The sequence below is a fragment of the Mycolicibacterium wolinskyi str. Jessa 2025 genome, assembly GCF_049241375.1.
Taxonomy (GTDB): domain Bacteria; phylum Actinomycetota; class Actinomycetes; order Mycobacteriales; family Mycobacteriaceae; genus Mycobacterium; species Mycobacterium wolinskyi.
Map to the genome: position 1 here is coordinate 6185020 of NZ_CP185960.1, position 24759 is coordinate 6209778.

The following is a 24759-nucleotide window of genomic DNA, read 5'->3' on the forward strand; positions in this document are numbered from 1 at the left end:
GGGATGGTGGCGGCGGTCAGCCGCGGTTGTCGGTGTAGATCGCTTTGCCGAGCCATTGGCCGCCGTCGGCCACCAGCACGTCGCCGGTGACGTAGGCAGCGCGGTCGCTCAGCAGGAATGCCGCCGATTCGGCGATCTCCTGCGGCGTGGCGAACCGCGCCGCAGGCACACTGGCCAGAACGCCCTGGCGGGCCGCCGGTGTCGGCCACAGCGCGGCGCCCGCGCCGTCGGTCTCCGTGGGACCGGGGGCAATACAGTTGAGCCGGACGCCGCGGGCACCCCATTCCACGGCCAGCGTGCGTGTCATCGCGACGACGCCGCCCTTGGCCGCCGCACTGTGCACCGTGCCGGGATGACCGTGCCAGGCATAGCTGGCCACCACGTTGACGACGGCGCCGCGACCCGCGGCGAGCATGTGCCGCCCAACCGCGTTGGTGCAGTAGAACGTGCCGTTGAGCACGATGTCGGTGACGGCCTTCCACCCATTGGGCGACAGGTCTTCGGCCCGGGCGATGAAGTTGCCTGCGGCGTTGTTCACCAACGCATCGATGCGTCCCAGTCGTTCGACGAGACCGTCGACCGCACGCGACACGCTCTCGTGGTCACGCACATCGCAGCTGATCGCCTCGGCGCGGCCACCGAGGTCGGCGACCTTGCGGACGGTGTCACCTAGGGCATCCGCGCGCCGCCCGAGCACGGCGACGGTACCGCCGGCGGCCGCCCACCGGACCGCGATGGCCTGTCCGATGCCCGATCCACCGCCGGTCACCAGCGCGACGCGATCGGTGAACTCGGTCGCGGTGTCGATGACAGTCATGGGTTACTCCTCTGCGCCGCAACGTCGTTGCGTCTCACGGCGAGTCCGTCCACGGCGAGGGGTCCGGTGGGCGTCACCCGCACTGGGTTCAGTTCGATCTCGTCGATGTCGGGTCGCTCGACGATCAGTTGCGACACCGTCGCCACGAGTTCGGCGAACGCCTCGGTGTCGACCGGCGGTCTGCCGCGCCACCCTTTCAGCAGTGGGGCACAACGCAATCGATCGAGCATCACGATGACCTCGGCGGGCGACACCGGCGCCATCTCCACCGCGACATCACGAAGCAGCTCGGTCTCGGTGCCGCCGGCACCCACCACCACGACAGCGCCGAGCGCCGGATCGCGGCGCGCCCCGACGAGAATCTCGACGGCGTCGGGACGCATGTCCTGTTCCTCCACGAGGTAGTCCCCGGGGCCGAGGCGATGGCGCATGTCGTCGAAGGTGCGGGTCAGTTGCGCTGCGTCAGTGAGGTTCGTGACGACACCGCCGACCTCGCTCTTGTGGTCGAGCCAGCCCACCTTCAGCACGAATGGCGCCGACAGCCGTCGGGCAGCGACGATCACATCTTCGCGGCTGTGCACGACCTGTGCTGCCGGAAACTCCACACCCACCTCGGCGAGCAACGCACGGGCGCCCCAATACCCTGGCGTGAGTTCAGCGTTGCTGACCACGCCGCCTGACCGGACGACATCCCGCCGGTCCAGAGTGGCGAGCGCGGACATGCCACGCACAGCCGATTCGATACGGCCGAACGCCGGAACACCGCTGCGCCACAGCGCATCCGCCGTCGCGGTGCCCTCGCCCATGGTGTGGGCGACGACCGGCAGACCGCCGCCATGCGCGAGATCACCGATGCGTTGCGCGACGGCCGTCTCGGCTTGCGCGAGCGACGGGATGTCGCGACCGTAGCAACCGAAGTAACCGGTCAGGACGACACCGTCGACCTCACCGGACTCGACGACGGTGCGGGCGATGGCGGCGTACGTGTCGAGGTCCGCTTCGCCGGCACCGGCGAGATCGACGGGGTTGCTGCACGCCGCTCCCGCGGGCAGCCGGCCGGAGAGCCCTTCGGCCAGAGTGTCGGAGAACGCCACCACGTCGAGCCCGGCCGCGGCGGCGACGTCGGCGGCGATACCGCTCTGCCCGCCGCTGTCGCCGATGATGGCGACCCTGCGGCCGCTCGGCCGCGGCGCCGACAGGGCGGTACGGACGATGTCGATGACCTCGCCCGGCGTGTTGGCGCGGATGACGGCTGCCCTGCGGCAGGCGGCATCGACGATGTCCTGCGGAGAGGTGAGCGATCCGGTGTGCGAACGGGCCAGCCGGGTGCTGGCACTGCTCGCTCCAACGGTCAGCAGGACCGTTGGCTTGCCGGCTGACGTCAGGCGCGCGAGGGCATCGAAGAGTGCCTGCCCGCCGGAGAAACTCTCCAGGTACACCGCTACGGCTCGGGTGGCGTCGTCGTCGACGAGGTCGGCCAGGAGTTCGGTTGCGGTGACGTCGGATTGGTTACCGATCGACACGAACCGGGATATGCCGACACCATGCCGTCGGCCCAACTCGGCGAGTTCGGAGCCGAGTTGTCCGCTCTGCGAGACGACCGCCAGGGGTCCCGGTGTCGGGCTGCCCCACATCAGCTGCAGATCGGTCGAGGCGTCGAAGATGCCGAGGCTGTTGGTGCCGAGCAGCCGCGCGCCGTGCGAAGTGATGCGCTGCACGAGTGCCGGTTCGTCGGGAACGCCCGCGGTGATGCCGAGGAATCCCCGAACCCCGAGGCGCAGGCCTTCGTCGACCACGTCGGCGACGTGAGCTGCCGGCACGCACAGTGCGACCAGTTCGGGAACCTCGGGCAGATCACCGAGCGCGGCCCGGCACGGCTCGCCGAGAATCTCGGTCGCGCGGTGGTTGACCAGGTGGACACGCCTGCGGTGCTTGCCACGCAGCGCCCCGGACGCGAGCCAGTATCCCCACTTGGCGGGATCGCCGGAGGCGCCCACCACGGCGACCGACGCGGGATCGCGGAACACGTCCAGGCCGGATGCGGCCCGTTGCTGGATCAGTTGCATTGGGATGAAACCTGATTCGTGCGTCCCGAGAGGGCGTGGGTAACTTCGCCCGCCGCGCGGTACCCGGACGAGATCGCGCCGTCGATGTAGCCGTTCCACACCGATGCCGTCTCGGTGCCCGCCCAGTGGATGGGACCGCATGGCCGGCGCCAACCGTCTGAACCGTGCTCGAACCACACTCCGGGCGCCGGATTGGCGGCATAGCCGCCGAACACCCACGGATCGAGTGGCCAGACCTTCTCGGTGTAGCCCGTCGGCGACGCCGCCCGATCACCGAAGATCGTTGCCAACGTGGCCAGAACCTGGGCCTTTCGCTCACCGGCGGGTAGCGCTGCCCATCGACGCATATGGTCGCCGTAGACGAAGCACACGAGCACGCCGCGATCAGCGTTCGACGGCGAGTTGTCGAAGACGACACCTACCGCATGCTCGCCGTACACGGTGGCCTGGCCTGACAAGCCCTGCTCACGCCAGAACGGATTGTCGTAGAGGACATGGATTTTGGCGACCTCGCCCATCGGGCTGCGCTCGATCCACCGGTTTCGTGACAGCGGAAGCGCGGGATCGAATGCGATGCGCACGGTTGCCGCAGGCGGGGTTGCCACGATCACCCACGACGCCTTGATCGAGCCCCGGTCCGTCGTCAGTTCGGCACCGTCGTCGGAACAGGCGATACTCCGGACGGGCGCGTCGAGGTGAACACGGTCGCCCAGGTGGGCGGCGATCGCCAGCGCGACCGATTGCGCACCGCCGGAGAAGCGCAGTTCCTGCGCGCATCCTTCGGTCTCCATGAGTTGCTCATAGCCGCCGGCGGCGGCGACGTAGAACAGGAAGTGGAACAGCGAGATGTCGCGCGGTTCGGTGGACCACACCCCCTGCACCGACAGGTCCAAGCGGCGACGCGCATCCTCGTCGGCCACGGCGGCCGAGAAGAACGAGTGCACCGTTTGGCTGTCCCACTCCTCCAGATGCGCGCACGCTGCCGGATTTTCGACGTCGATGGTCCGTGCCATGTCGTCGATGAGCGCCGTCGCCTCGTCGTAGGCCGCCACGCCCGCGCCATCGGCCGGGCCGGAGCCCCGGAAGGGCCGGCAGACGCCGTCCACCCACAGCTCGAGATGGTTTCCGTCGTCGAACGTCGGAAACGTCGGGCAGCCGAAACGTTCCGCGAGCGCAAGCAGATTCTGCTGCGTCGGCCCCACCCACTGGCCGCCGTGGTCCACGATGAGCCCGTCCTCGCGAACCTCGGAATGCACGCGTCCACCGACGCGGTCGGAGCCCTCAAGGACCACCACGTCGACACCGTGATCGTGCAGCGTCAGCGCGGCTGACAGTCCCGCGTATCCGGCGCCGACGACCACGACAGTCGCTTCCGATGGGAGATCGCGTGGCGGCGGCGCGCCGCTTGTGCCCTGAGTCACCATGGTGGTCGAGCTTAACTTAATTGGCCCGTCAGTCAACTATTGATTTCGAACGGTCCGGCCTTGACAACGCGTGACCCCCGCCACACACTCTTTTAATCTGGCCCGCCAATCAGAAATGAGGTCACTCGGTGGACCCTCTCGCGCTTGAGAGCGAGCTCCAAAGTCGTCTCGATCTACTCGAATCAGACTGCGGTAGTTCCTATTTGGTAGACGATCTGCCGCTCCGGGATTTCGTTGCCGTCGTGCTGATACTCAGCATCGTCACGGTCGCGTTGGTTTGGTGGGCGTACTGATGGCCGGCGCCGAGCAAGTGGACGCGACCGTGCGCACCACAGCCGTCGAGCCGCAGGGGCGGTTCGACGCGACGGTGACCGACCTTCCGCTGCTGCCTGCGGAGCGGATCTGGAACTTCTGGCAGCATTCGTCGGTCAACGTCGGGCTGGCGGTGGCGACATGGGCGTTCCTGCAGGGTGCCGCGGTCGCCTATTACGTCGGGGTCAAACAGGCGATCGCGGCGATGATCATCGGTTACGGCATCAGCGTGCTGCTGGTCGCCCTTGCCCCGTGCATGCCGTCGGTCAAATACGGAATCGAACAGTTCGTGGGCATCAGAAGCACGTTCGGTGAGCGCGGTGCGCGCATCGTGATGGTGGCGGTCTCGACGTTGCTCGCGGCCGCGTGGTCGGCAGTGCTTGCGATCATGTTCGCCCACGGCCTGGTCACCGTCATCAACAACGTGTTCGGCGTCGCACTTCCCCAAACCGGCGTTGCCGCAGGGCTACTCGGGTTGAGCGCCATCATCGTGTCGTGGCTGATCCTGGCTCGCGGGCCGGTATCCGTCGAGGCGGTATGCCGGGCGATCGCACCGCTGCTCGTGGTGATCGTGGTGGGCATCATCGTCGTCATCTTCTGGCGCCATTCGTGGTCGGAGCTCACCCAACTGGCCCCACTCGGCGGTGTCAGCGACGATCCGCACCTGAGCTTCATGCTGGCCGTTGAGCTCAACCTGGCCGGCGGCTTCGCGTGGTGGCCGAACCTGGGCAACCTCGCCCGCCTCACCAAGACCTCCCGGGCGGCGTTCTGGCCGAACTGGGTCGGCGTATTCGCCGCCTCCGTCGCCGCTGCGGCGGTCGGTGTGCTCGCGGCGTTGTCGCTGCAGGTGGAAGAGCCCACGCAGTGGCTGATCCCGCTCGCGGGCGTCGTACTCGGCGTCATCGCGCTGGCGATCGTGTGCCTGGCCAACGTGACGGCCATCCTCTCGCAGGGCTACGCCTCGATGGTGGCGCTGAAGGGCGGCGGCGGGGCGTTGCTGCGCAAGGCGGCGTGGCCGCTGCTCGGAGTCGTGATCCTCGGGCCCGCCGCCGTGCTGGTGTTCTTCCCGGCCGTGGTCTACGAGAACTACGGACGTTTCCTGTCGTGGGGCGCGATCCTCCTGGCGCCGCTGTGCGCGGTCCAGCTCGTCGACTACTTCGTGCTGCGCGGGCGCCGGCTCAGCGTGAAAGACCTCTACGAGCCGATCGGGACGTCGGCCTACACATACTGGAAGGGCATCAACGTCGCGGCCGTGCTGGCCGTCGCCGCCGGTGCGCTCACCTACGTTCTGCTCCTCAACCCGGTGAGCTACGAACCGGCCGGGCTGTTCCGCTACACCACGGCGTCGCTTCCGGCCTTCGCCGTCGCCGCCGTCACGCACTACGCGCTGACGTGGATCATCAACGAGCCCCGCGGGTTGGGCGGCTATCCACGACGCGCCGGTTAGCGCCCTTGTCACGCGAGAGTGGCTCCCGAACTCGAGTGCCACTCTCGCGTGACAGTCGGCACAATGGCGGCGTGGCGGAAACGGTGACGGACATGCGCGAGACCCTCGACGCGGTCTGGCGTATGGAAGCCGCAAAGATCGTCGCGACGATGACGCGCGTGGTCGGCGACGTGGGGTTCGCCGAGGATCTCGCGCAGGAGGCGCTGGTCGACGCGTTGACGCAATGGCCGCAGACCGGTGTGCCGCGTAACGCCGGGGCATGGCTCACCACGGTCGCCAAGCGCAAGGCCATCGACCACTGGCGCCGCCAGGAGAACCTCGACGCCAAGTACGGCGAGCTTGCCCGCGAACTCGCCGATCACGTCGACGAGGCGTGGGATCCAGACCGCATCGATGACGACGTGCTACGGCTCATCTTCATCGCCGCCCACCCGGTGCTGTCACGTGAGGCGCAAATCGCGCTGACCCTGCGGATGGTCGGCGGGCTCAGCACCGAGGAGATCGCCCGGGCGTTTCTCACGTCGAAGGCCACGATGGCCGCCCGTATCACTCGGGCGAAGAAGGCCCTGTCGGCGGCCAACGCGCCGTTCGAGGTTCCGCCCCGCGAGGAGTACCCGCGGCGACTCACCGCGGTGCTCGCGGTCATCTACCTGATCTTCAACGAGGGCTATTCGGCGTCGTTCGGGCACCGCTGGGTTCGTGACGAGCTCTGCACAGAGGCGTTGCGGCTGGGCCGGGTGCTGGCCGCACTCGTTCCCGACGAACCCGAAGTCCACGGATTGTTGGCGCTCATGGAGTTTCAGTCGTCGCGGTTCGGTGCCCGCACCGACGCCGATGGCAGGCCGATCCTGCTGGAGGACCAGAACCGGGCCCGCTGGGACCGGGCCCAGATCGGGCGCGGCGTCGCGGCTCTTGAACGAGCGAATACGGCACGGCAGCAACGAGGTTCGGGATGGGGGCCATACGCGCTGCAGGCCGCACTCGCCGAATGCCATGCCGTCGCACCGACTGCCGCCGACACGGACTGGAACCGCATCGTGGCGCTCTACGACGCGCTGCTGCAGATCGCGCCGTCGCCGGTCGTGCAACTCAACCGTGCGGTGGCGGTGGCGATGAGTTCGGGACCTGCCGAGGCATTGGCCATCGTTGACGGGCTGGACGGCCTCGACGACTCGTACTTGCTGCCGAGCGTGCGCGGTGAGCTGCTGTCGCGGCTGGGCCGACCCGATGAGGCGGCCGCCGAGTTCAGCCGGGCAGCGTCGATGACGGACAACGAACGGGAACGAGAAGTTCTGCTGGACAAGGCGTCACGAGCCCGATGACCGCGCCGATGGCCGTGCGCAGCGCACCGCCGTCCGACGCGGCGATCCGCACGGCCCACCCGGCCGAATCGGGCAGGTCGGTGACGCCCACATACACACGGCCGAGGTCCGCGATCGATTCGAGTGCCGGGGTCCGGGCCGTCATCGCGGTGTCGAGACCCGCTCCGACGATGTAGACCGTGCCGAACGCGGTGGGGGCACGACGCACCAGGGGCATCGTGGCGAGCACCTGCGCGTCGAGGGCGAGTAGCGCGCCGTCCGCCGCCGTGATCGCCACCCGTGACGCATAGCTGCCGAAGACGTCATCGGTCAGAGCGGGGTGCAGCACAACGGCATCGCTGAACACGGCCTGCCCGCCGGGCTCGACACAGACCTGCGTGCGCTGGCGGTAGCGGGCATGCGCGGTGAGGATGCGCGGTGGCGGATCGAGCAGCAGTCTGCTGCCTGCGCCCACCCGGACGCAGACATCCTCGACCGCCTCGCCACGGCCGGGCACGCCACTGACCACGGTGGCGCCTTGACCCCGCACCACCGCCCACCCGGCATCGACGACGCTGATGCGTTGCCGGACCACGTCACCGGGAATGATCGTGCCCGCGGCGTTCTGGACGGTCACCGAACCCATGCCGGGCTGTGCGGGCTCGTCGAACACCCGCCCGATCAGCAGCGGCCAGCGGTAGCGCCGCCTGGTCAGCACGGTCCGGCCGCCGACGCGGGCGAAGACCAGATCAAGAGCCGTGGTCACACGAACAACACGTCCCGCTCAAGCACGTTCATCACCACGTCGACACCCTCGCCGCCGCGCGCGCTGATCGCGACAACCGGTCTGCCGCAGCGAACTTCGTCGGCCTCCTTGCACATCAAAGCCAGGTCGACGCCGACGTGCGGGGCCAGGTCGACCTTGTTGATGACGAGCAGATCGCAGCGCAGCACGCCGGGGCCGCGTTTGCGCGGGATGTCGTCGCCACCGGCGACGTCGATCACGAAGAGCCAGTAGTCGACGAGGTCACGCGAGAAGGTCGACGCCAGATTGTCCCCACCCGACTCGAGCAGGATCATCTCGGTGTCCGGGAATTCGGCTTCAAGCGCGTCGGCCGCGGCCATGTTCAGCGACGGGTCCTCCCGGATCACCGTATGCGGGCAGCCGCCGGCCTCGACGGCCCGCACGCGCCTCGGGTCGATCAGCCCCGAGCGGCGGATGCGTTCGGCGTCCTCCACGGTCACCAGATCGTTGGTGATGACCGAGACCGACCGGCCACGCTGGGCGAACCCGGCGAGCAGGGCCTCGACGAGCGCGGTCTTACCGGACCCGACGGGGCCGCCGATACCGATTCGGGCGGCCTTGAGCGCAGTTGTCATCGCAGCATGTACTTTCTCGAAAACGGCAGGTTCACAGCGGGTTCGGTGATGAGCAGCTGCCCGTCGGCGCGCACCTCGAACGTGCGGGGGTCGACCTCGACATGCGGCAGGGCGTCGTTGCGCACCATGTCTTTCTTCCGCAATCCGCGAACTGATTTGATCGGCAACACGTTCTTGCGCAGGCCCAGCCGTTCCGGCACACCGGCGTCGACCGCGAGCGAGGACATGAACACGAATCCCAACCCGGCGGCCGCGTCGCCGAGCGCACCCCAGTTGGGACGTTGAATGATCGGTTCCGATGACGATATCGAGCCCGCCGCGTCGCCGAGCGCCGCCCACGCGATGAAACCATGCTTGAGCACCACCCGGGGTTTCACACCGAAGAAGGCGGGATCCCAGATCACCAGATCGGCGACCTTGCCTGCCTCGACCGAACCGATGTGGGCGTCGGCACCGACCGAAATCGCCGGATTGATGGTGAGTTTGGCGATGTATCGCTTGACGCGTTCGTTGTCGGCGGCGGCGGTCGTCTCCTCGGGCAGGCGCCCGACGCGCTGCTTCATCACCGCGGCGAGCTGCCAGCAGTTGGCGATGTTCTCGGCGACCCGGCCCATACCCTGGGTGTCGCTGCCGAATATCGAGATCGCGCCCATGTCGTGCAGGAGATCCTCGGCCATCATGGTCTGCGGCCGGATCCTGGCTTCGGCGAACGCGATGTCCTCGGGCGCTTCCCAGTTCATCAGATGCGCGACCATCGTCATCGGCACGCCCTCATCCAGACCGCCCAGCGTGTAGGGATTGGTCGGATTGGTCGTGCCGGGGATGACGTTGTCGTAGCCCACGCAGCGGATCAGGTCCGGCGCATGCCCGCCGCCCGCACCCTCGACGTGGTAGAGGTGAATCGTCCGCTCGCCGATGGTCGACATCGTCGTCTCGGAGAAACCGAACTCGTTGATCGAGTCGGTGTGCAGGTGCACCGCGAAATCAGCGGAATCGGCTGCCTGCAAGGTCTTGTCGACGATGGCCGGTGATGCCCCGAAGTCCTCGTGGATCTTGACCGCCCCAGCCCCGGCCGCCACCATCTCGAGCACCGCCGCCGGATCCGAGGAGCCGCGTCCGAACGGCACATAGTTCATCGGGGTGTAGTCGCCGGCCTTGAGGAACAGCCCGAGGTTGCGCGGGCCACCGGTCGCCACCTCGAACGAAGGGCCGAGGGATCCGCCGATGAGTGTGGTGGTTCCCGTGGACAGCGCGTGCTCGGTCTGTTGCGGTGAGATCAGGTGGGCGTGCGTCTCGATCGCGCCTGCGGTGACGATCATCCCCTCCGCCGGGATCGGTGTCGTGCTGGTACCGACAACAAGGCCAGGGGTGATGCCGGGCATGGTGTCGGGATTGCCCGCCTTGCCGAGCCCCACGATCCTGCCGTCCCGGATACCGATGTCGCACTTGGTGATTCCGGTGATCGCGTCGATCACGACCGCGTTCATGATGACGTAGTCGAGGGCGCCGTCCGAGTGTTTCGACGACGGTCGATAGCCCTCGCCGTCGCGTACGGACTTGCCTGCCCCACTGAGCAATTCGAACCCGGGCACCGTGTGGTCGTGCTCGACTTCGACGAACAGCTCGGAGTCCGCCAGCCGGATGCGGTCACCCTTGGTCGGCCCGAACATGCGGGCGTATGCGTGGCGATCGATACTCGTCACAGCGCCGCCTCCAACGCACCATCGGCGTCCAACGGTCCGTTGGCCGAGCCGGAGAACCCATGAATGATCCGGTCCCCCGCGATCGGCACCAACGTCACCTCGACCGGAATACCCGGCTCGAACCGCACCCCGGCTCCGGAAGCCACGGCCAGCTTGTGGCCCCACGCCGCGCGACGGTCGAACTCCAGAGCGGCATTGGCCTCGCAGAAATGCGACTGGCTGCGGACCTGGATATCGCGGTCGCCGCGATTGACGACGGTCAGCGTGACCCGCTGAGCGCCGCGGAACAGCTCGATCGGCTCGTCGCCCACAATGATCTCGCCCGGTCGGGCGTCGCCCCCTCGGGCCGCGATCGGATCGATGAGGGTGACCAGCTTGGTACCGTCGGCAAACGGCGCGTCCAGCATCACGATGCGCACCATGTCCGGCACGCCGGGCTCACACTGGTCGGCGTCCAGAAGACCCGTGACGTGATCGATCACCTCGTCGTAGGCCATGTTCTTGCGCGCGGCGAGCATCGCCTCGTCGGTCAGGAACGCCACCGCTTCCGGGTGGCTCAGCGGAATCCCCTCGCGCAGGTTACGTCTGGCGAGCTCGGCCGCGGTGAAGATCGTCAGGCGCTCGAGCTCGGTGGGCGTCAGGTTCACATACTCTCCTTCGGTTCGAGATCAGCTCGCGAACAACCGCACACCGTCTCCGCGGCGCTGGGCCGCGATGTCGGCGAATGCGGTGAACGCGGCGGGCTCGTCGGGCGGCTCACGGCGCAGTACGTCGAGCAGCGCCGGGCTCAACGCGGTCAGCGCGCGCTGCGCGCCGAGGTGCCCGCAGATGCCGAGACGCAAGGCGGCGCTGGTGATTCCCGACACCACCTGCCACGCGGAAACCGCCTCGGCGGTGTCGAGGCTCAGACCCGCGGCGCGAAAGCACACGGCCTGCGCGACCGGCAGGTGCCCGGGCGCGGAACCGGCGAGCACGCGCGTGCGGTAGTCGGTGACACCATGGTCGACCACCGCCTGAAACGTCGCCAGAGTGGCCGCACCGGCCCGGCGGGACGCTTGCCGTAGCACCGACATCGACGCGAGCGCCTCGGCGAGTTCGTCGGTACCCTGCGGATCAGGCTGCGGCCAGGCCAGCCGCATCAACACGCGGTCGCACGAATGCCACCTGCCGCTGAGCTGTTCGGCGGCGAACGCCGTCACATCGCCCTCGTCGCATACGAGCCCGTCGCGATGCGAGCCCTCGAGACCGGAGGAGAACGCGAACCCGCCGGACGGAAAGGCGCTGTCGCCGAACCGAATTCCGGCCAGCAGCTGGCCGAGGTCGGTCATAGCACCTCGACGCGGCCGGTAGCCAGCAGTTCGGCGATGCGGGCGGTGTAGTCGGATCGGGGCCCTTCCGCATGAACCACCAGGGTGTCGTCGTGCTGGTCGACTTTCCAATGTAGATGGCCGGCAAGAAAACCCAGCCGGAGTGCGGCTGCGAGGTCGTTGGCGCGCAGGGTCAGGGTCTGCGGCGCACCCGCCCGCACGACCACCGCCCGATCCGCCTCGAGCAGCAGGACCGCGCCGTCACCGAGTGTGCTGTCTCGCGTAAGGATCACGGCGTAGTCCGTGCCGGCGTCCGAGGTCACCCGCAGCCGCCTGCGGTCGAGGTCGTGCGCATCGAGATGCACGTACTCGACCGCCTGATGATGCCGCAGCTCGTGTAACCGGCCTGCGACGGCATCGTCGGTTGCCCAACCGACGATGCCGTCGAGAATCCGTGGGCCGTCGGCCACGACCGTCACGCCACCTCGGCAAGCACGGGCGCGATCTTGCCGACGACGTCGGTGCTCTGCTCCAGCGCGTAGCCGAACTGCAGGATCTCGGGCTCGGCGAACGGCTTTCCGAGGATCTGAACGCCCAGTGGCAGCCCGTCGGCATTGAACCCGGCGGGAACCGACAACGACGGCAGGCCGGTCACGTTCGCCGGTGCCGATAGGCGCACGTAGGCAGCGGTGGCCGCCTCGACGGACCCGTCGGCCCACTGGACGAACGGGTCTGACCGCAGTGTCGCAGGTGCGACGACGGTGGGCGCCAACAACACGTCGATCGAGGAGAACATGTCCTTCCACGCGGCCTGGATCAGGGTGCGCAGGCGCAACGCGTTGACGTAGTCGGTGGCGGGCTGGGCCGCCCCCGTCTCCAGCAGAATGCGCACCTCGTCGGTGTACTTGTCGGGTGAATTGCGCAGGTAATCCAGGTGATAGGCGGTCGCCTCCGGCATCATGATGGCCCACTCGGTCGGGACGATGTGCTCGGCCATCGGGATCTCGACCTCGATCAGCTCGGCGCCGAGCGCCTCGAATTCGGCCGCTGCCGTTCGCGCGGCCTCGGCCGCCTCCGGCGCCACCTGGTCGGTGTAGTAGTTGACGGGAATGCCGATCTTCTTGCCTGCCACGCCCGCGTCGATGCCGGTCACCATGTCAGGCACCGGCACGTTCGCCGTGCCGGGATCGCGACGGTCGAAGCCCGACATCGCGGCCATCACGAGGGCCGAATCGATCACGTTGCGGCTCAGCGGTCCGACGTGGTCCAGAGACCACGACAAGGACGCGACGCCGACCCGTGATGCGCGGCCGAACGTCGGCTTGAGCCCGACGGTGCCGCACAGGGCCGCCGGGATCCGGATCGAGCCGCCGGTGTCGCTGCCGAGCGCGACGTGCACGACGCCCGCACCGACGGCCGCGCCGGAGCCACCGCTGGATCCACCGGGCGTCCGCTCGGGTGCCCACGGGTTTCCGGTCGTGGGTGTGGTTGCACCATAGGCGAATTCGTGGGTGTGGGTCTTGCCGATCAGGACCATTCCCGCGTCGTACAGCTTGGCGACCGACGCCGAATCGGCGTCCGGTACGTAATCGGCCCGCTGGGCCGAGCTCGAGGTGGTCTTGACGCCGGCCGTGTCGTAGAGATCCTTGACCCCGAGCGGGATACCGTGCAGCGGGCCACGATAGTGACCGTCGCCGATCTCTTTCTCCGCGAGCTTGGCCTGCTCGAGCGCGAGTTCGGGTGTGACGGTGACGAATGCGGTGAGGGTCGGCTCGACCGCTTCGAGTCGGGCCAGCGCCGACTGGGCGACCTCGACCGGTGAGACCTCCTTGGTGCGGATCTTCTCGGCGACCTCGATCAACGGAAGTTCGTAGAGTTCCATGGTGGTTTTCGGTGTCCTCTCTCGCGTTGGCCGGTCAGTCCCAGTGCGCTTTGAAGCCGACAGCGGGGACCGTCTCACCCAGCCCCGGTGCCGAGGCCTTGCGGATCAGCGCCAGTGTCGATGAATAGGTTTCGTAGTTGGCTGCGACACGATCAGCGGGGACGGTCACCCCGGCGAACTCGAACGCCGCCGACACTTGTTCTTGCGACGGACTGAAATCGTTGTTGGCCATGACATCTCCTTGCGGTTGTTTCACAATGCGGGGGTTCTTGCCACACAGTCGACGAGTGCCTCGAAGGCTCGTCCGGCACCGAGCACGGTCGCGTCCGCGCCGCGCGGTCCCATGAGCTGAAGACCGACGGGCAGACCGTCGCTTCCGAAGCCGGCCGGCACGGTGAGCGCGGGCATGCCCGTCACGTTGGCCGGCACGGTCAGCGCGTTGATGCCGGCGAGGACCGACACCGTCCGGCCGCCGAGTTCGACCTGAGTCGACCCGTATGGCGGTGCGGTCATCGCGATCGTCGGCGAGATCAACAGGTCCGTGCCCGAGCCGAACAGCGCGTCCATGCCCGCGATCACCGCGGCGCGGGCACGCAGTGCCTCCACGTACTCGACGCCGGTGTACGCCGCGCCGACCCGCAGCGCGTCGCGCACGTCTGAACCGAACTTGTCCGGCTGCATTCCCAGTTGCATCGCGTGCCAGGCCGCGGCCTCGACCCCGCACACCACATCGACCACGCCAGGGCACAATTCGACGTCGGTGAACTCGACCGACTTGATGGTGGCGCCGGCACCCTCGATGGTCCGCACCGCGTCGTCGAACACCGCGGCCACATCGGGAGCCAGCCGATCACAGAAGTACTTCTCCGCCACGCCCACGGTCAGACCGTCCAGCCCGCGATCGTATTCGGAGCGGAGGTCGCCGACGGGCGCGGTCGAGCTGTACGGATCGGCGGGGTCGTGGCCGGCGATCGCCTCCAGCAGTGCCACCGTGTCGTCGACGGTCCGTCCGAGCGGGCCGGTGTGGTCCAGGGTGGAGCTCAACGCGCTGACCCCGCTGCGGCTCACCAGACCGAATGTCGGTTTGTGTCCGGTGACGCCGCACAGCGCCGCCGGGATCCGGATCGAGCCACCGGTGTCGGTGCCGAGCCCCGCCGTGGTGATACCTGCCGCGATCGCCGCGCCGGTCCCGCCGCTGGACCCGCCGGGGATCCGGTCGAGCGACCACGGGTTGCGGGTCGGCGGAGTGTTGACCCCGTAGGCGTATTCGTGCGTTGTGCTCTTGCCGAGGATGATGGCGCCCGCGGCGCGCAGGCGCCGGACGGCCTCGGAATCGCGGACCGCCAGGTGGTCCGGTGCGCCGAGCGATCCGTTGCCGGTTCGGTAGCCCGCGACGTCGTAGATGTCTTTCACCACGACGGGTATGCCCCACAGCGGTGCCTGTCCCGGTGGCCCGTCGGGTTGAGGCTGCTGGGCGACCGCGAGCGCCTCGTCGGCGAATATCGCGGCGAAGGCCTGGATCTTGTCCTCCACCTGCGATATCCGCGCCAGGGCGCTGCGGACCAGCCCGACTGGGGCGAGGTCTCCGCTGTCGATGAGGGCCCGCAGCTGCGGGATGGTCGGGCTGACAAGCGATTCGGTCATCGGGCGGCTCCGGCGAGTTCGGGCTCGAGCACGGCGTCGACGAGCTTGCGGGTGATGTCGGTGGCCGGTGCGGTGAGCAGTCGATCGACGGGCCCCACTTCGACCAGCTTGCCGTGGTCGAGCACCCCGGCGTGTTCACACATGTGCTCGACGAGCGCGAGATTGTGGGTGATCAACAGCATCGTGAGTTTGCGTTCCCGCTGCAGATCCTTGAGCAGGTTGAGTATCTGCGCCTGCACCGACACGTCGAGTGCGGCCGTCGGCTCGTCGAGGACGACGAAATCCGGATCGGTGATCAGCGCCCTGGCGATGCCGAGGCGTTGGCGCTGTCCGCCCGAGAACTCGTGGATGTAGCGGTCGTAGTGGGACGGCAGCATGCCGACCCGGTCGAGCAGTTCGAGTACCTTCGTGCGTGCCTCCGATGGCGAACACGTGCGAAAGAGCTTGAGCGGGTATGCGATCTGCGAACCCACGCTGCGCCTCGGGTTGAAGGCCGAACCGGAATCCTGGAACACGATCTGGATGTGGCGGCGGTAGCGCCGCATGTCCAGGTCCGACAGTCCGACCAGCTCGTTGCCGTCGAACGTGACCGAACCCGACGTCGGCTTCTCCAGTCCGAGCACCATCCGTCCCGTCGTCGTCTTGCCCGAGCCGGATTCGCCGATCAAGCCGAAGGTCTCGCCGCGCTGGATGTCGAAGCTCACCGAATCGACCGCGACGAATTCACCGCGCTTGCCGTCCTCGCCGCGGACGGCGAACACCTTCCTCAGGTCGGTGACCGAGATCAGGGCCTCCCTATGCGACATCTGCTGTCTCCTTGGTCGTGTCGCCGTGGAACTCGAACAGGCGGCGGTCCGCGCGCGGTATCGCGCGGGTCTGGTCGTCGAGGTGCAGCCTGGGCACCGCGCGCATGAGCCCCTGCGTGTAGGGATGCTGCGGGTTGTTGAGGACCTGGTCGGCCGTCCCCGACTCCAGCACGTCACCGCGGCGCATCACGGTGACGTCGGTGCACACGTGGGCGACAACACCGAAGTCATGGGTCACCAACAAGATCGACGTGCCCAGTTCGCGGTTGATCGTGACCAGCAGATCCAGAATCTGCTTCTGCACGGTCGCGTCCAGTGCGGTCGTCGGTTCGTCGGCCAGCAACAGCTCGGGCCGGCATGCCAGCGCGATCGCGATCACCACGCGCTGACGCTGGCCACCCGACAGTTCATGGGGATAGGCCTTCATCCGGCGTTTCGGGTCCGGCAGTGCCACGAGCTCCAGCGCCTCAAGCGCTTTCGCGCGAGCGGTCGCCTTGTCCACACCCTGGTGCAGCCGGATGACCTCGACCAGCTGCGAGCCGATCGTGAACGACGGATCGAGCGCCGACAACGCGTTCTGCGACACCATCCCGATATGCGAACCCCGGATGGCACGCATCTCCTTGTCGGTCTTGTCGAGCAGGTTCTCACCGCGGAACAGGATCTCGCCACCGGTGATCCGCGCTCGCGTGGTGCCCAGCAGCCTCAGCACGGCCAGCGAGGTGACCGACTTTCCCGAGCCCGATTCTCCTACCAGACCGAGGATTCCGCCTTCGCGCACACTGATGTCAGCGTTCTTCACCGCATGCACCACACCGTTGTCGGTGTGGAAGTCGACCGACAACTTCTTGACGTCGAGCGAATTAATCATCAGCTGGTCTGCTTTCGCGGATCGAGCGCGTCACGGATGCCGTCGCCGATGAGGTTGAACGCCAGCGAGACGACGAGGATGACGAGGCCGGGGATGGTGGCGACGTGATAGATGCCCTCGAGCAGGACGTTCTTGCCGTCGGCGGTCATGATGCCCCAGTCGGGCGTCGGCGGGATGACACCGACGCCGAGAAAACTCAGGCCGGATGCCACGACGATCATCAAGCCGCACAACGTGGTTGCGTACACGAGCAGCTGCACCACGACGTTGGGCATCAGTTCGCGGGACATCAGCAGCAGCGGATTCGCGCCGTAGGCCCGGGCCGCCTCAATGTAGTCCTTCGACGCTTCCTGGACGGTTGCGGTGTAGGCAACACGGGCCATGTACGGGATGAGGGTGATCCCGATCGCGAGCATCACGTTGCCCAGGCCGGCGCCAAGCACCGCCGACAGCGCAATCGCCAGCAGGACGAGGGGAAACGCGAACAACACGTCGAGAACGCGCATCAGAACCTCGCCCGCCTTGCTGCGTTTGAACCCGGCGAACAACCCGATCATCAGGGCCAGCGGAAACACCACGAGAATGGGCACCACGGCCACCATCAACGAGTTGCGACCGCCGTAGAGCAGGCGGGTCCAGATGTCGCGGCCCTGACCGTCGAGTCCGAGCAGATGCCCCTCTGTGCCGATACCGGCGAGCCGGTCGACGGGGTCTCCCGCGGTGGGGCTGTACGGCGTGAGCAGCGGCGCGAAGATCGACGCGAGCGCCACAAGCACGAGGACGACCAGCGACACCACGGCCATCTTGTCGCGGCTGAAGGCGCGGACGGCCAAGCGCCACTGGGGTTTCGGCGTATCCGACTCGACCGGCGCATGGCCGCCCGCCGAGGTGCGGCGGACTCTCGGAAATGCGCGGCGACCGGCGGCCGCGGCAAGGGCGTTCATGCTCCGACCTTTCTTCTGGTACGCGGATCGAGCAGGCCGACCGCGCCGTCGGCGATGAGGTTGATGATCACGAAGGCCAGCGCGATGAACAGCACACCGGCCTGCACCACCGGGATGTCGCGCTGGGTGATCGAGGTGTAGAGCTGCTGACCGAGACCAGGCCAGCCGAACACGACTTCGACGAACACCACACCGCCGAGCAGATAGCCCACCTGAAGGCCGATGATGTTGACGATCGGCGGCAAGGCGTTACGCAGGGCGTGCCGCCACAGCACCGACGTGGTCGACAGGCCGGAGGCGCGCAACGTGCGGATGTAGTCCTGCTGCAGGATGTCGATCATCACGCTGCGCGTCATCCTGGCGATCACCGCGAGCGGCACGAGTGCGGCCGCGATCGCTGGGAGGATCAAATGGGCCAGCAGATCTCCCAGCCCCCCAGGGAAACGCGGGTTGTACATGCCCGAGGTCGGCAGCCAACCGAGGGTGATCGCGAAGACGCCGATCAGCAGCAGGCCGAACCAGTACACCGGCACGCTCGCACCGGCCAGTGAGATGACCATCGAGGCACGGTCGAAGATGCTGTACTGCTTGTGCGCCGCGATCACCCCGAGCGGCACCGCCACCACGATGCACAGCACCAGGGCGGCCACCGTGAGGATCATCGTGTTCGCGAACCGGGGCACCATGATGTCGGTGACGGGCGCGTTGACGGTCAGCGACCGGCCCAGGTCGCCGTGCAGCAACCCGCCGAGGTAGTCGAAGAACTGCACCGGCAACGACCGGTCCAGCCCGAGCTCGGTTCGCAGTGCCGCCACTGCCTCTGCCGTCGCACCCGAACCCAGGATGGTCACGGCCGGATCGCCGGGAACCAGTTGCAGCAGCAGGAATACGATCAAGCTGACGCCGAACAGTACGAGAACCGTTGACAGCAGCCGACTTCCGATCACTCCGGTCATTGTTCGCGCCTCACTGTTCCAGCCGTACGGAAGTCAGGTCGTACCACTCCTCGCTCGCCGAGACGAATCCCGAGACGTAAGGGGCGAGGACATACGGGGCCTTGTCGTTGACGATGGGAACCAGCGCGGCGTCGTCGCTCACGATGTTGTTGGCCTGACGCCACCACCGGTCGGCTTCATCTGGATCGAGCGCGGTGATCGCGTTGTGCATCGCCGTGTCGAGTTCGGGGTTGGCGTAGTAGCCGACGTTGGGTCCGTTGGGCGCCTGCAGTTCCGAAGACGTCACGATGTAGAGCCAGTACGGGCTGGTCATGCCCCACGACATCTGGGCCATGCCGACCCCGTCCTGCATACCCCGCGCCCACACACCCAGGTACGAGATCCACTCCTGGGTTTGGATGTGCAGGTTGATGCCGATCTCGGCGAGATTCTGCTGGATGAACTCAGCCATCTGCGCCGGCATGATCTGGCCGGAACCGTCGGTCGAGGTGATCAGCGTGGTCTCGAACCCGTCGGCGAGGCCCACCGATGCGAGCAGCTTGCGGGCCTGGTCGAGATTGCGTTCGTAGGCGTCCCTGCGCTCGACGTAGCCGCCGGCCGACAGGGCCTGCACGCCGTATGCCGGATTCACCGAGCCGCGCAACAGATCTCGTGCCATGCCTTCGCGATCGACCGCGAGGTTGATCGCCTCGCGCACCTCGGGAATCGAGGTGTAACGGTCCTTCATGTTGAACGACAGATACCACGTGTGCGGCGGTGTGCCCTCCGAGAGCTGATAGCCCTCGTTGACGAGGTTGTCGATGCTGTCGGGGTTCGGCACCGCGATCATGTCGACGTCGCCGGACCGCAGTGCCGCGGTCCGCGCCGACGGGTCGGGCAACGGCCGGAACACCACGCCGTCGATCGCCGGGACGGTGCCCCAGTAGTCGTCGTTGCGTACGAGGTCGATTCGTTCACCGCGGATGCGTTCTTTGAACTTGAACGGCCCGGTGCCCACCGGATGGTCGGCGATATCGTCACCGTAGGTCTGCAGTGCGGTCGGGCTCATGATCGCCGTCGAGCCGTTGCCGCCCTGGGCGAGCATCCGGAGAAACTCCGAGAACGGTTGCGTCAGGCGTACTTTGACGGTGTGCTCGTCGACTGTCTTGACCGACTCGACGAACTTCCAGACGAAGCTGGTCTGGCCGGCCGCCCGGGCCGAGTACATCGGGGCGTTCTTGTCCCACATCCGGCGGATGTTGTATTCGACCGCTTGCGCATCGAGTGGTGTGCCGTCGTGGAACTTGACCCCGCGGCGGATGTGGAAGGTGTATTCGAGACCGTCAGCCGAGATATCCCAGGATTCGGCGAGACCAGGCCGCAACGGCGGAACCGTCGCCTGCTCGGACGGGATGCTCAGATCCTCGTCGACCAGTGGTTCGAATATCTGGCGATTGATCCGCCACGTCACCCAGCCGCCGGCCACCTGCGGATCGAGTATGTCGGCCTCCGACTCGATCGCGATCACGAACACGTTGCCCGTGTGAACCGGTCCGCGTGAACAGCCGACCAGTGCGGCGACACCGACGATTGCGCTGACACCAACTGCCAGTAACCGTAAAGCCAAGCGCCGCATGCGTCGTTGCGGCTCGTCCGTCATCCGTGGATCCTCCGGGCGTGGGCAGAAAGGCCGTCGGAATACGTACTGCACCACGGCGAGCAGTGGTACCCAACGAGTTCGATGTCAACGGTAAGGACTGCGACGGCCTCGGCGGAATACGTCATCCGACGTAATTGTCGCCAAACCCTTAGGTATGCAGTGCATTACGAACGCACGCCAAAGGCCCGGACGGTCCCGTCGGACCGTCCGGACTGAGGGAACCGGCTAGAAGCCGGCCATGCCGAGGGGCGGCGGCACCGCGGTCAGGGCTCGTTCGGGACTGACGAGCTCGAGCTCGGTGGCCTGCACGGCGGCCGCCACGCGGTTGGCCACGCCGAGCTTGCGCAGCACGCGCTCGACGTGGGTGCTGACCGTCCGCGGCGACAAATAGAGCCGATCGCTGATCTCCGCGTTCGACAGCCCGCCGCGCAGCAGTGCGAGGATCTCCTGTTCCCGGGGTGTCAGGCGGGCGTGCGCCCTCGCCCGCACCCGAGCCACGTACTTGGTGAACAGCGGCCGCACCTTCTCGACCAGGTCTCGGCTGCGCACGGTGAACTCGGGGCGCTCCATGTTGGCCTGGCACATTCCGACCACGTCGCCGGCCCCATCGTGCAAGACCATCAGAAAGCCGTTGCTGAAGCCCTCGGGGCGCAGGACCTTCGCGCCGCTGTACGAGTCGGCGAACTCGGGCACGTCGACCCAGTCCCACACTCGCGTGTGATCGGCGAACTGCCGGGAGAACTCCGGTTTGGCCTGGATGTCCGAGGTCAGATACCCGGCGACGGCATCGGAATATCCGACGGATTTGACCAGGCTGAACCCTTTCGAACCGGGCGTCCGGTAGGCGAGCAGGAACGTGTCGAAGCGCGCCTCCATCCGCAGGAAGTCGACGGCGCCGCGGACGCGCACACCCGTGTCGGTGGAAGCCATGTCAGCGGCAATCGCGGCGAAGTCCCTTGGCTCGATGGCCGCCATCGTCATGTCGTCGCTCTCCTCCCACGTAAAAGCCTGCGTATACGTAGTCGACTACGACCGAGGGTCGATAACGTTCAGGGGCTGTTTCCGCGCCGTTACGCCCTACGTGACATGCCCCACACGGCTTTTTCGCCCGGTTCACCGTCGAGCGCCCGAATCTGATTGGAACAGTGCGCTTTACGCAGCCAACCCGGAAACACTGGCGCGTGTTCGTAACATGGTTGTCATGATCAAGGCAGTGTTGTTCGACTTCTCGGGGACGTTGTTCCGCCTTGAAGAGGACGAGAGCTGGTTCGCGGGGATCGCCGTCGACGAACGCGAAGTCGACGGGCATGTACAGGCTGAGCTGATGCGACGGCTCACCGCGCCGACCGGACGCTCGGTGCAGATGAGCGACGAGCAATACCACGCCTGGGTCAACCGCGATCTGGCGCCACACCTGCATCGCGAGGCCTACCTGCACGTGTTGCGGGAATCCGGGCTCGCCGATCACCACGCCGTAGAACTGTATGAACGGGTGATCGACCCGGACAGCTGGACCGCCTACCCCGACACCGCGACGGTGCTGAAAACCCTTAAGCGACAAGGCATCAAGATCGCCGTTGTGTCCAACATCGCATTCGACATCCGGCCCGCGTTCGCCGCGATCGGCGCCAAGGACGATGTCGACGAGTTCGTCCTGTCGTTCGAAATCGGCGCGGTCAAACCCAACGCCGCGATCTTCACCACGGCGCTTGACCGGCTCGGGGTCGCCGCACCGAACGCACTCATGGTCGGTGACAGCGAGGAGGCCGACGGCGGCGCGAAGGCTGTCGGTTGCCGGTTCGCCCTGGTGGACCCACTGCCGACCGCCGAGCGGCCCGACGGACTGCTGACGGCCCTGACAACCTCAGGAATCCCGGCCTAGGCTGACCGCATGGCTGCCGACCGTATCCGGCCACCGTGGTGGCTCAAGTACGTCAACAAGGTGATGATCGGACTGAACAAGCTCGGCGTCGGCGGTGACAAGGGACCGATGGTCCTGACGGTGCCGGGCCGCAAGTCGGGTAAGCCACGGTCGACCCCCGTGACGCCGATGACCGTCGACGGAAAACGCTATGTCGTCGGCGGGCTGCCGGGCGCTGACTGGACAGCCAACGTGCGCGCCGCCGGTGAGGCGACGGTGCACCAGGGTCGCCGCGCCCAGCGGGTCAGGATGGTCGAAATCCCCGCTGAGCAGGCACGGCCGCTCCTGCGTGAATTCCCCATCCTGGTCCCCACCGGCGTCGGCTTCATGAAGAACGCCGGGCTGGTCACCGGGCCGCATCCGGACGAGTTCGAAGCCCTCGCCGGCCGCTGCCCGGTGTTCCGGCTCGATGCGGTGTAGCTGCGCCTATAGGTGCGGCGCCTCCTTGATCTTGCTTTCCTGCTTGCCCGCCGTCTGACAGAAGGTCTGCACCGACAGCCGCGTCCCGGTGATCTCGAGCTGCGCGGCGTCGGTGCCCTTCTCGTCCTTCAGCATCTTGGCCACCGCATCGTTCTGCGTCTTCTCGTCTTGGCCGAGGAAGTCCTCGCAGGTGGTGTCACCGCCCGTGACCGCAGGGGAGCAGCCGGCGAGCAGGACGCCCGCGACCAATCCCGAGAACAACACGCCTGCTGACTTGCCGCATCTGGTCAACGTGACCCCTCTTCTCGTCTGGTGGCGCGCGATACGCACCATCGCGGCCCGTTTCATACCCGCCAACGGTGCCGATGAAACGTCGTCCCGTCGCCGCTCTACAGTCGAGCAGGTGAGCAGCAACCCGTTCGACCCCACGGTTTGGGAGCCGGTGCCCGGCTTCGACGATCTGACTGACATCACCTACCACCGCCACATCGCCGACGGTGCGAAGAAGCCGACGGTGCGGGTGGCCTTCGACCGGCCCGAGGTACGGAACGCTTTTCGGCCGCACACGGTCGACGAGCTGTACCGCGTGCTCGATCACGCCCGCATGTCCCCCGATGTCGGCGTGGTCCTGCTGACCGGTAACGGCCCGTCACCGAAGGACGGCGGCTGGGCGTTCTGCTCGGGCGGCGATCAGCGCATCCGCGGGCGCACCGGCTACCAGTACGCCGCCGGGGAAACCGCCGAAACGGTCGACCCCGCCCGCGCCGGGCGGTTGCACATCCTCGAGGTGCAACGGCTCATCCGGTTCATGCCCAAGGTCGTGATCTGCCTGGTCAACGGGTGGGCGGCCGGCGGCGGGCACAGCCTGCACGTGACGTGCGACCTGACCCTCGCCAGCCGCGAGCATGCACGCTTCAAGCAGACCGACGCCGATGTCGGCAGTTTCGACGGCGGCTTCGGCAGCGCGTACCTGGCGCGCCAGACCGGCCAGAAGTTCGCGCGGGAGATCTTCTTTCTCGGTCGCGCCTACGACGCCGAGACGATGTATCAGATGGGCGCGGTCAACGAGGTCGTCGACCATGCCGACCTGGAGAAGGCCGGCCTACAGTGGGCCGACGAGATCAACGGCAAATCACCGCAGGCCATTCGAATGCTGAAGTTCTCGTTCAACCTCATCGACGACGGACTGGTGGGCCAGCAGGTATTCGCCGGTGAGGCAACGCGTTTGGCGTACATGACCGACGAGGCCGTCGAAGGCCGCGACGCGTTCCTGGAAAAGCGCGATCCGGACTGGAGCAGTTTCCCGCGCTACTTCTGAGGAGATTTGTGCACCTGCCGTAACGGCGGGCGTTACGGCAGGTGCACAAATCACTCAGAGGCGGAACCGGGTCTGGCCGTGCGGTGACTTCGCGAACGCCAGCACCTTGTCGGGCGTCACCCGATACACGATGGCCGCCTCGCCCTCGGGGTCGAAAACCTCGTCGTCACAGTCGAAGTCCCAGTCGTCGCCGTATTTTGCGCGATAGGCGTCGGCCAGCGCGGTCAGTTTCTCCCGTCCGGTGACCCGGCCTGCCGATCCTTCGACGACGACGTCGAGCCCGGCGTCCCAGGTGTTGGCCCCGGTCGTGACGACGACGGCTGCGCCGCTGCGCAGATTGCGTGCCTTCTGCTCGCCGGGCCCGGTGCAGAACACGAAGGTGTCGTCGACCCAGACCCCGACCAGTGGCGTCACGTGTGGCCTGCCGTCGGCGCGGACGGTGGTGAGCCAGTACAGGCCCGCTGTGGTGAGCGCCTCGGCGGCAGCGGGCCATTCGGTGGGCTGGGTCGCTTCGCTGAAGCGCGGGTCGAGCGTGCCGGTGATCGTCATACCGGTAGAGACTGCCCTGACGGGGCGAATTCATCGCCGCGAGCAGACGCGG

The 24759-nt window shown here is 67.2% G+C and carries 25 protein-coding genes; 5 read left to right on the forward strand and 20 right to left on the reverse strand.

What is annotated here, in order from left to right:
• Nucleotides 1-16: 16 nt before the first annotated feature.
• From ACOI2T_RS30630 to ACOI2T_RS30640, 3 genes are read right to left on the reverse strand one after another with little or no spacing between them, the layout of a single operon-like run.
• Entirely contained in the window at nucleotides 17-817 is an 801-nt protein-coding gene (locus tag ACOI2T_RS30630; protein WP_409502256.1) for an SDR family oxidoreductase, read from the reverse strand.
• Nucleotides 814-2883 carry an acetate--CoA ligase family protein gene (locus ACOI2T_RS30635; RefSeq protein WP_409502257.1) on the reverse strand — a complete coding sequence of 690 codons (2070 nt, stop codon included), beginning with the start codon at nucleotides 2881-2883 and terminating at the stop codon, nucleotides 814-816. Before ACOI2T_RS30635 ends, ACOI2T_RS30630 begins: the two co-directional genes overlap by 4 nt.
• Nucleotides 2874-4307, reverse strand: a complete 1434-nt coding sequence (locus ACOI2T_RS30640; RefSeq protein ID WP_409502258.1) for a flavin monoamine oxidase family protein — start codon at nucleotides 4305-4307, stop codon at nucleotides 2874-2876. The genes ACOI2T_RS30635 and ACOI2T_RS30640 overlap by 10 nt, the downstream gene beginning before the upstream one ends.
• 280 nt (nucleotides 4308-4587) lie before the next feature.
• Between ACOI2T_RS30640 and ACOI2T_RS30645 the strand changes: the two genes are divergently transcribed.
• Together ACOI2T_RS30645 and ACOI2T_RS30650 are read left to right on the forward strand one after the other, a co-directional pair.
• Nucleotides 4588-6066, forward strand: a complete 1479-nt coding sequence (locus ACOI2T_RS30645) for a cytosine permease (protein ID WP_409502259.1) — start codon at nucleotides 4588-4590, stop codon at nucleotides 6064-6066.
• Between the two features lie 92 nt (nucleotides 6067-6158).
• On the forward strand, nucleotides 6159-7388 hold the full coding sequence (locus tag ACOI2T_RS30650; RefSeq protein ID WP_409502374.1) for an RNA polymerase sigma factor: 1230 nt from the start codon (nucleotides 6159-6161) through the stop codon (nucleotides 7386-7388).
• Here the strand turns inward: ACOI2T_RS30650 and ACOI2T_RS30655 are convergent.
• From ACOI2T_RS30655 to ACOI2T_RS30725, 15 genes are all read right to left on the reverse strand, one after another.
• Nucleotides 7312-8133, reverse strand: a complete 822-nt coding sequence (locus ACOI2T_RS30655) for an urease accessory protein UreD (RefSeq protein WP_409502260.1) — start codon at nucleotides 8131-8133, stop codon at nucleotides 7312-7314. The genes ACOI2T_RS30650 and ACOI2T_RS30655 overlap by 77 nt on opposite strands.
• Entirely contained in the window at nucleotides 8130-8747 is a 618-nt protein-coding gene (gene ureG, locus ACOI2T_RS30660) for an urease accessory protein UreG (RefSeq protein WP_409502261.1), read from the reverse strand. The genes ACOI2T_RS30655 and ureG overlap by 4 nt, the downstream gene beginning before the upstream one ends.
• The gene (gene ureC, locus ACOI2T_RS30665) at nucleotides 8744-10450 is read right to left on the reverse strand and encodes an urease subunit alpha (protein WP_409502262.1); all 1707 of its coding nucleotides are present in this window, start codon (nucleotides 10448-10450) and stop codon (nucleotides 8744-8746) included. The genes ureG and ureC overlap by 4 nt, the downstream gene beginning before the upstream one ends.
• Nucleotides 10447-11097, reverse strand: a complete 651-nt coding sequence (ureB, locus tag ACOI2T_RS30670) for an urease subunit beta (RefSeq protein WP_409502263.1) — start codon at nucleotides 11095-11097, stop codon at nucleotides 10447-10449. The genes ureC and ureB overlap by 4 nt, the downstream gene beginning before the upstream one ends.
• A 21-nt stretch (nucleotides 11098-11118) precedes the next feature.
• On the reverse strand, nucleotides 11119-11778 hold the full coding sequence (locus tag ACOI2T_RS30675; RefSeq protein ID WP_409502264.1) for an urease accessory protein UreF: 660 nt from the start codon (nucleotides 11776-11778) through the stop codon (nucleotides 11119-11121).
• A complete protein-coding gene (gene ureE / locus ACOI2T_RS30680) occupies nucleotides 11775-12236 on the reverse strand; it encodes an urease accessory protein UreE (RefSeq protein WP_409502265.1) in 462 nt (153 codons plus the stop codon). The genes ACOI2T_RS30675 and ureE overlap by 4 nt, the downstream gene beginning before the upstream one ends.
• A complete protein-coding gene (locus tag ACOI2T_RS30685; RefSeq protein ID WP_409502266.1) occupies nucleotides 12233-13639 on the reverse strand; it encodes an amidase in 1407 nt (468 codons plus the stop codon). Before ACOI2T_RS30685 ends, ureE begins: the two co-directional genes overlap by 4 nt.
• Nucleotides 13640-13673: 34 nt before the next feature.
• Entirely contained in the window at nucleotides 13674-13871 is a 198-nt protein-coding gene (locus ACOI2T_RS30690) for a hypothetical protein (protein WP_067859861.1), read from the reverse strand.
• 20 nt (nucleotides 13872-13891) lie between these two features.
• On the reverse strand, nucleotides 13892-15283 hold the full coding sequence (locus tag ACOI2T_RS30695) for an amidase (protein WP_409502267.1): 1392 nt from the start codon (nucleotides 15281-15283) through the stop codon (nucleotides 13892-13894).
• The gene (locus tag ACOI2T_RS30700) at nucleotides 15280-16089 is read right to left on the reverse strand and encodes an ATP-binding cassette domain-containing protein (protein WP_409502268.1); all 810 of its coding nucleotides are present in this window, start codon (nucleotides 16087-16089) and stop codon (nucleotides 15280-15282) included. The genes ACOI2T_RS30695 and ACOI2T_RS30700 overlap by 4 nt, the downstream gene beginning before the upstream one ends.
• A complete protein-coding gene (locus ACOI2T_RS30705) occupies nucleotides 16079-16960 on the reverse strand; it encodes an ABC transporter ATP-binding protein (protein WP_409502269.1) in 882 nt (293 codons plus the stop codon). The genes ACOI2T_RS30700 and ACOI2T_RS30705 overlap by 11 nt, the downstream gene beginning before the upstream one ends.
• Nucleotides 16960-17904, reverse strand: coding sequence for an ABC transporter permease (locus ACOI2T_RS30710; RefSeq protein ID WP_085147455.1), 945 nt, complete (start codon nucleotides 17902-17904; stop codon nucleotides 16960-16962). Before ACOI2T_RS30710 ends, ACOI2T_RS30705 begins: the two co-directional genes overlap by 1 nt.
• Nucleotides 17901-18860: an ABC transporter permease gene (locus ACOI2T_RS30715; RefSeq protein WP_067859802.1), complete on the reverse strand. Its 960-nt coding sequence runs from the start codon at nucleotides 18858-18860 to the stop codon at nucleotides 17901-17903. The genes ACOI2T_RS30710 and ACOI2T_RS30715 overlap by 4 nt, the downstream gene beginning before the upstream one ends.
• Before the next feature lie 10 nt (nucleotides 18861-18870).
• Nucleotides 18871-20499 carry an ABC transporter substrate-binding protein gene (locus ACOI2T_RS30720; protein WP_409502270.1) on the reverse strand — a complete coding sequence of 543 codons (1629 nt, stop codon included), beginning with the start codon at nucleotides 20497-20499 and terminating at the stop codon, nucleotides 18871-18873.
• 225 nt (nucleotides 20500-20724) lie between these two features.
• Nucleotides 20725-21480 (reverse strand): helix-turn-helix domain-containing protein, encoded by a 756-nt coding sequence (locus ACOI2T_RS30725; protein ID WP_409502271.1) that lies wholly within the window; start codon nucleotides 21478-21480, stop codon nucleotides 20725-20727.
• Between the two features lie 211 nt (nucleotides 21481-21691).
• Here ACOI2T_RS30725 and ACOI2T_RS30730 point away from each other — a divergent pair, with 211 nt between their 5' ends.
• Both ACOI2T_RS30730 and ACOI2T_RS30735 read left to right on the forward strand, forming a co-directional pair.
• On the forward strand, nucleotides 21692-22381 hold the full coding sequence (locus tag ACOI2T_RS30730; protein WP_409502272.1) for an HAD family hydrolase: 690 nt from the start codon (nucleotides 21692-21694) through the stop codon (nucleotides 22379-22381).
• A gap of 9 nt (nucleotides 22382-22390) precedes the next feature.
• Complete coding sequence (locus tag ACOI2T_RS30735) at nucleotides 22391-22840, forward strand: nitroreductase family deazaflavin-dependent oxidoreductase (RefSeq protein WP_409502273.1); 450 nt, start codon at nucleotides 22391-22393, stop codon at nucleotides 22838-22840.
• Nucleotides 22841-22846: 6 nt separating this feature from the next.
• On the opposite strand, the gene ACOI2T_RS30740 is transcribed toward ACOI2T_RS30735, so the two are convergent.
• The gene (locus ACOI2T_RS30740; RefSeq protein ID WP_084357069.1) at nucleotides 22847-23173 is read right to left on the reverse strand and encodes a hypothetical protein; all 327 of its coding nucleotides are present in this window, start codon (nucleotides 23171-23173) and stop codon (nucleotides 22847-22849) included.
• A 70-nt stretch (nucleotides 23174-23243) separates the two neighbouring features.
• On the opposite strand from ACOI2T_RS30740, the gene ACOI2T_RS30745 reads away from it, so the two are divergent.
• Nucleotides 23244-24158 carry a 1,4-dihydroxy-2-naphthoyl-CoA synthase gene (locus ACOI2T_RS30745; RefSeq protein WP_409502274.1) on the forward strand — a complete coding sequence of 305 codons (915 nt, stop codon included), beginning with the start codon at nucleotides 23244-23246 and terminating at the stop codon, nucleotides 24156-24158.
• A 54-nt stretch (nucleotides 24159-24212) separates the two neighbouring features.
• On the opposite strand, the gene ACOI2T_RS30750 is transcribed toward ACOI2T_RS30745, so the two are convergent.
• Nucleotides 24213-24707 carry a pyridoxamine 5'-phosphate oxidase family protein gene (locus tag ACOI2T_RS30750; protein ID WP_409502275.1) on the reverse strand — a complete coding sequence of 165 codons (495 nt, stop codon included), beginning with the start codon at nucleotides 24705-24707 and terminating at the stop codon, nucleotides 24213-24215.
• Between the last annotated feature and the right edge of the window lie 52 nt (nucleotides 24708-24759).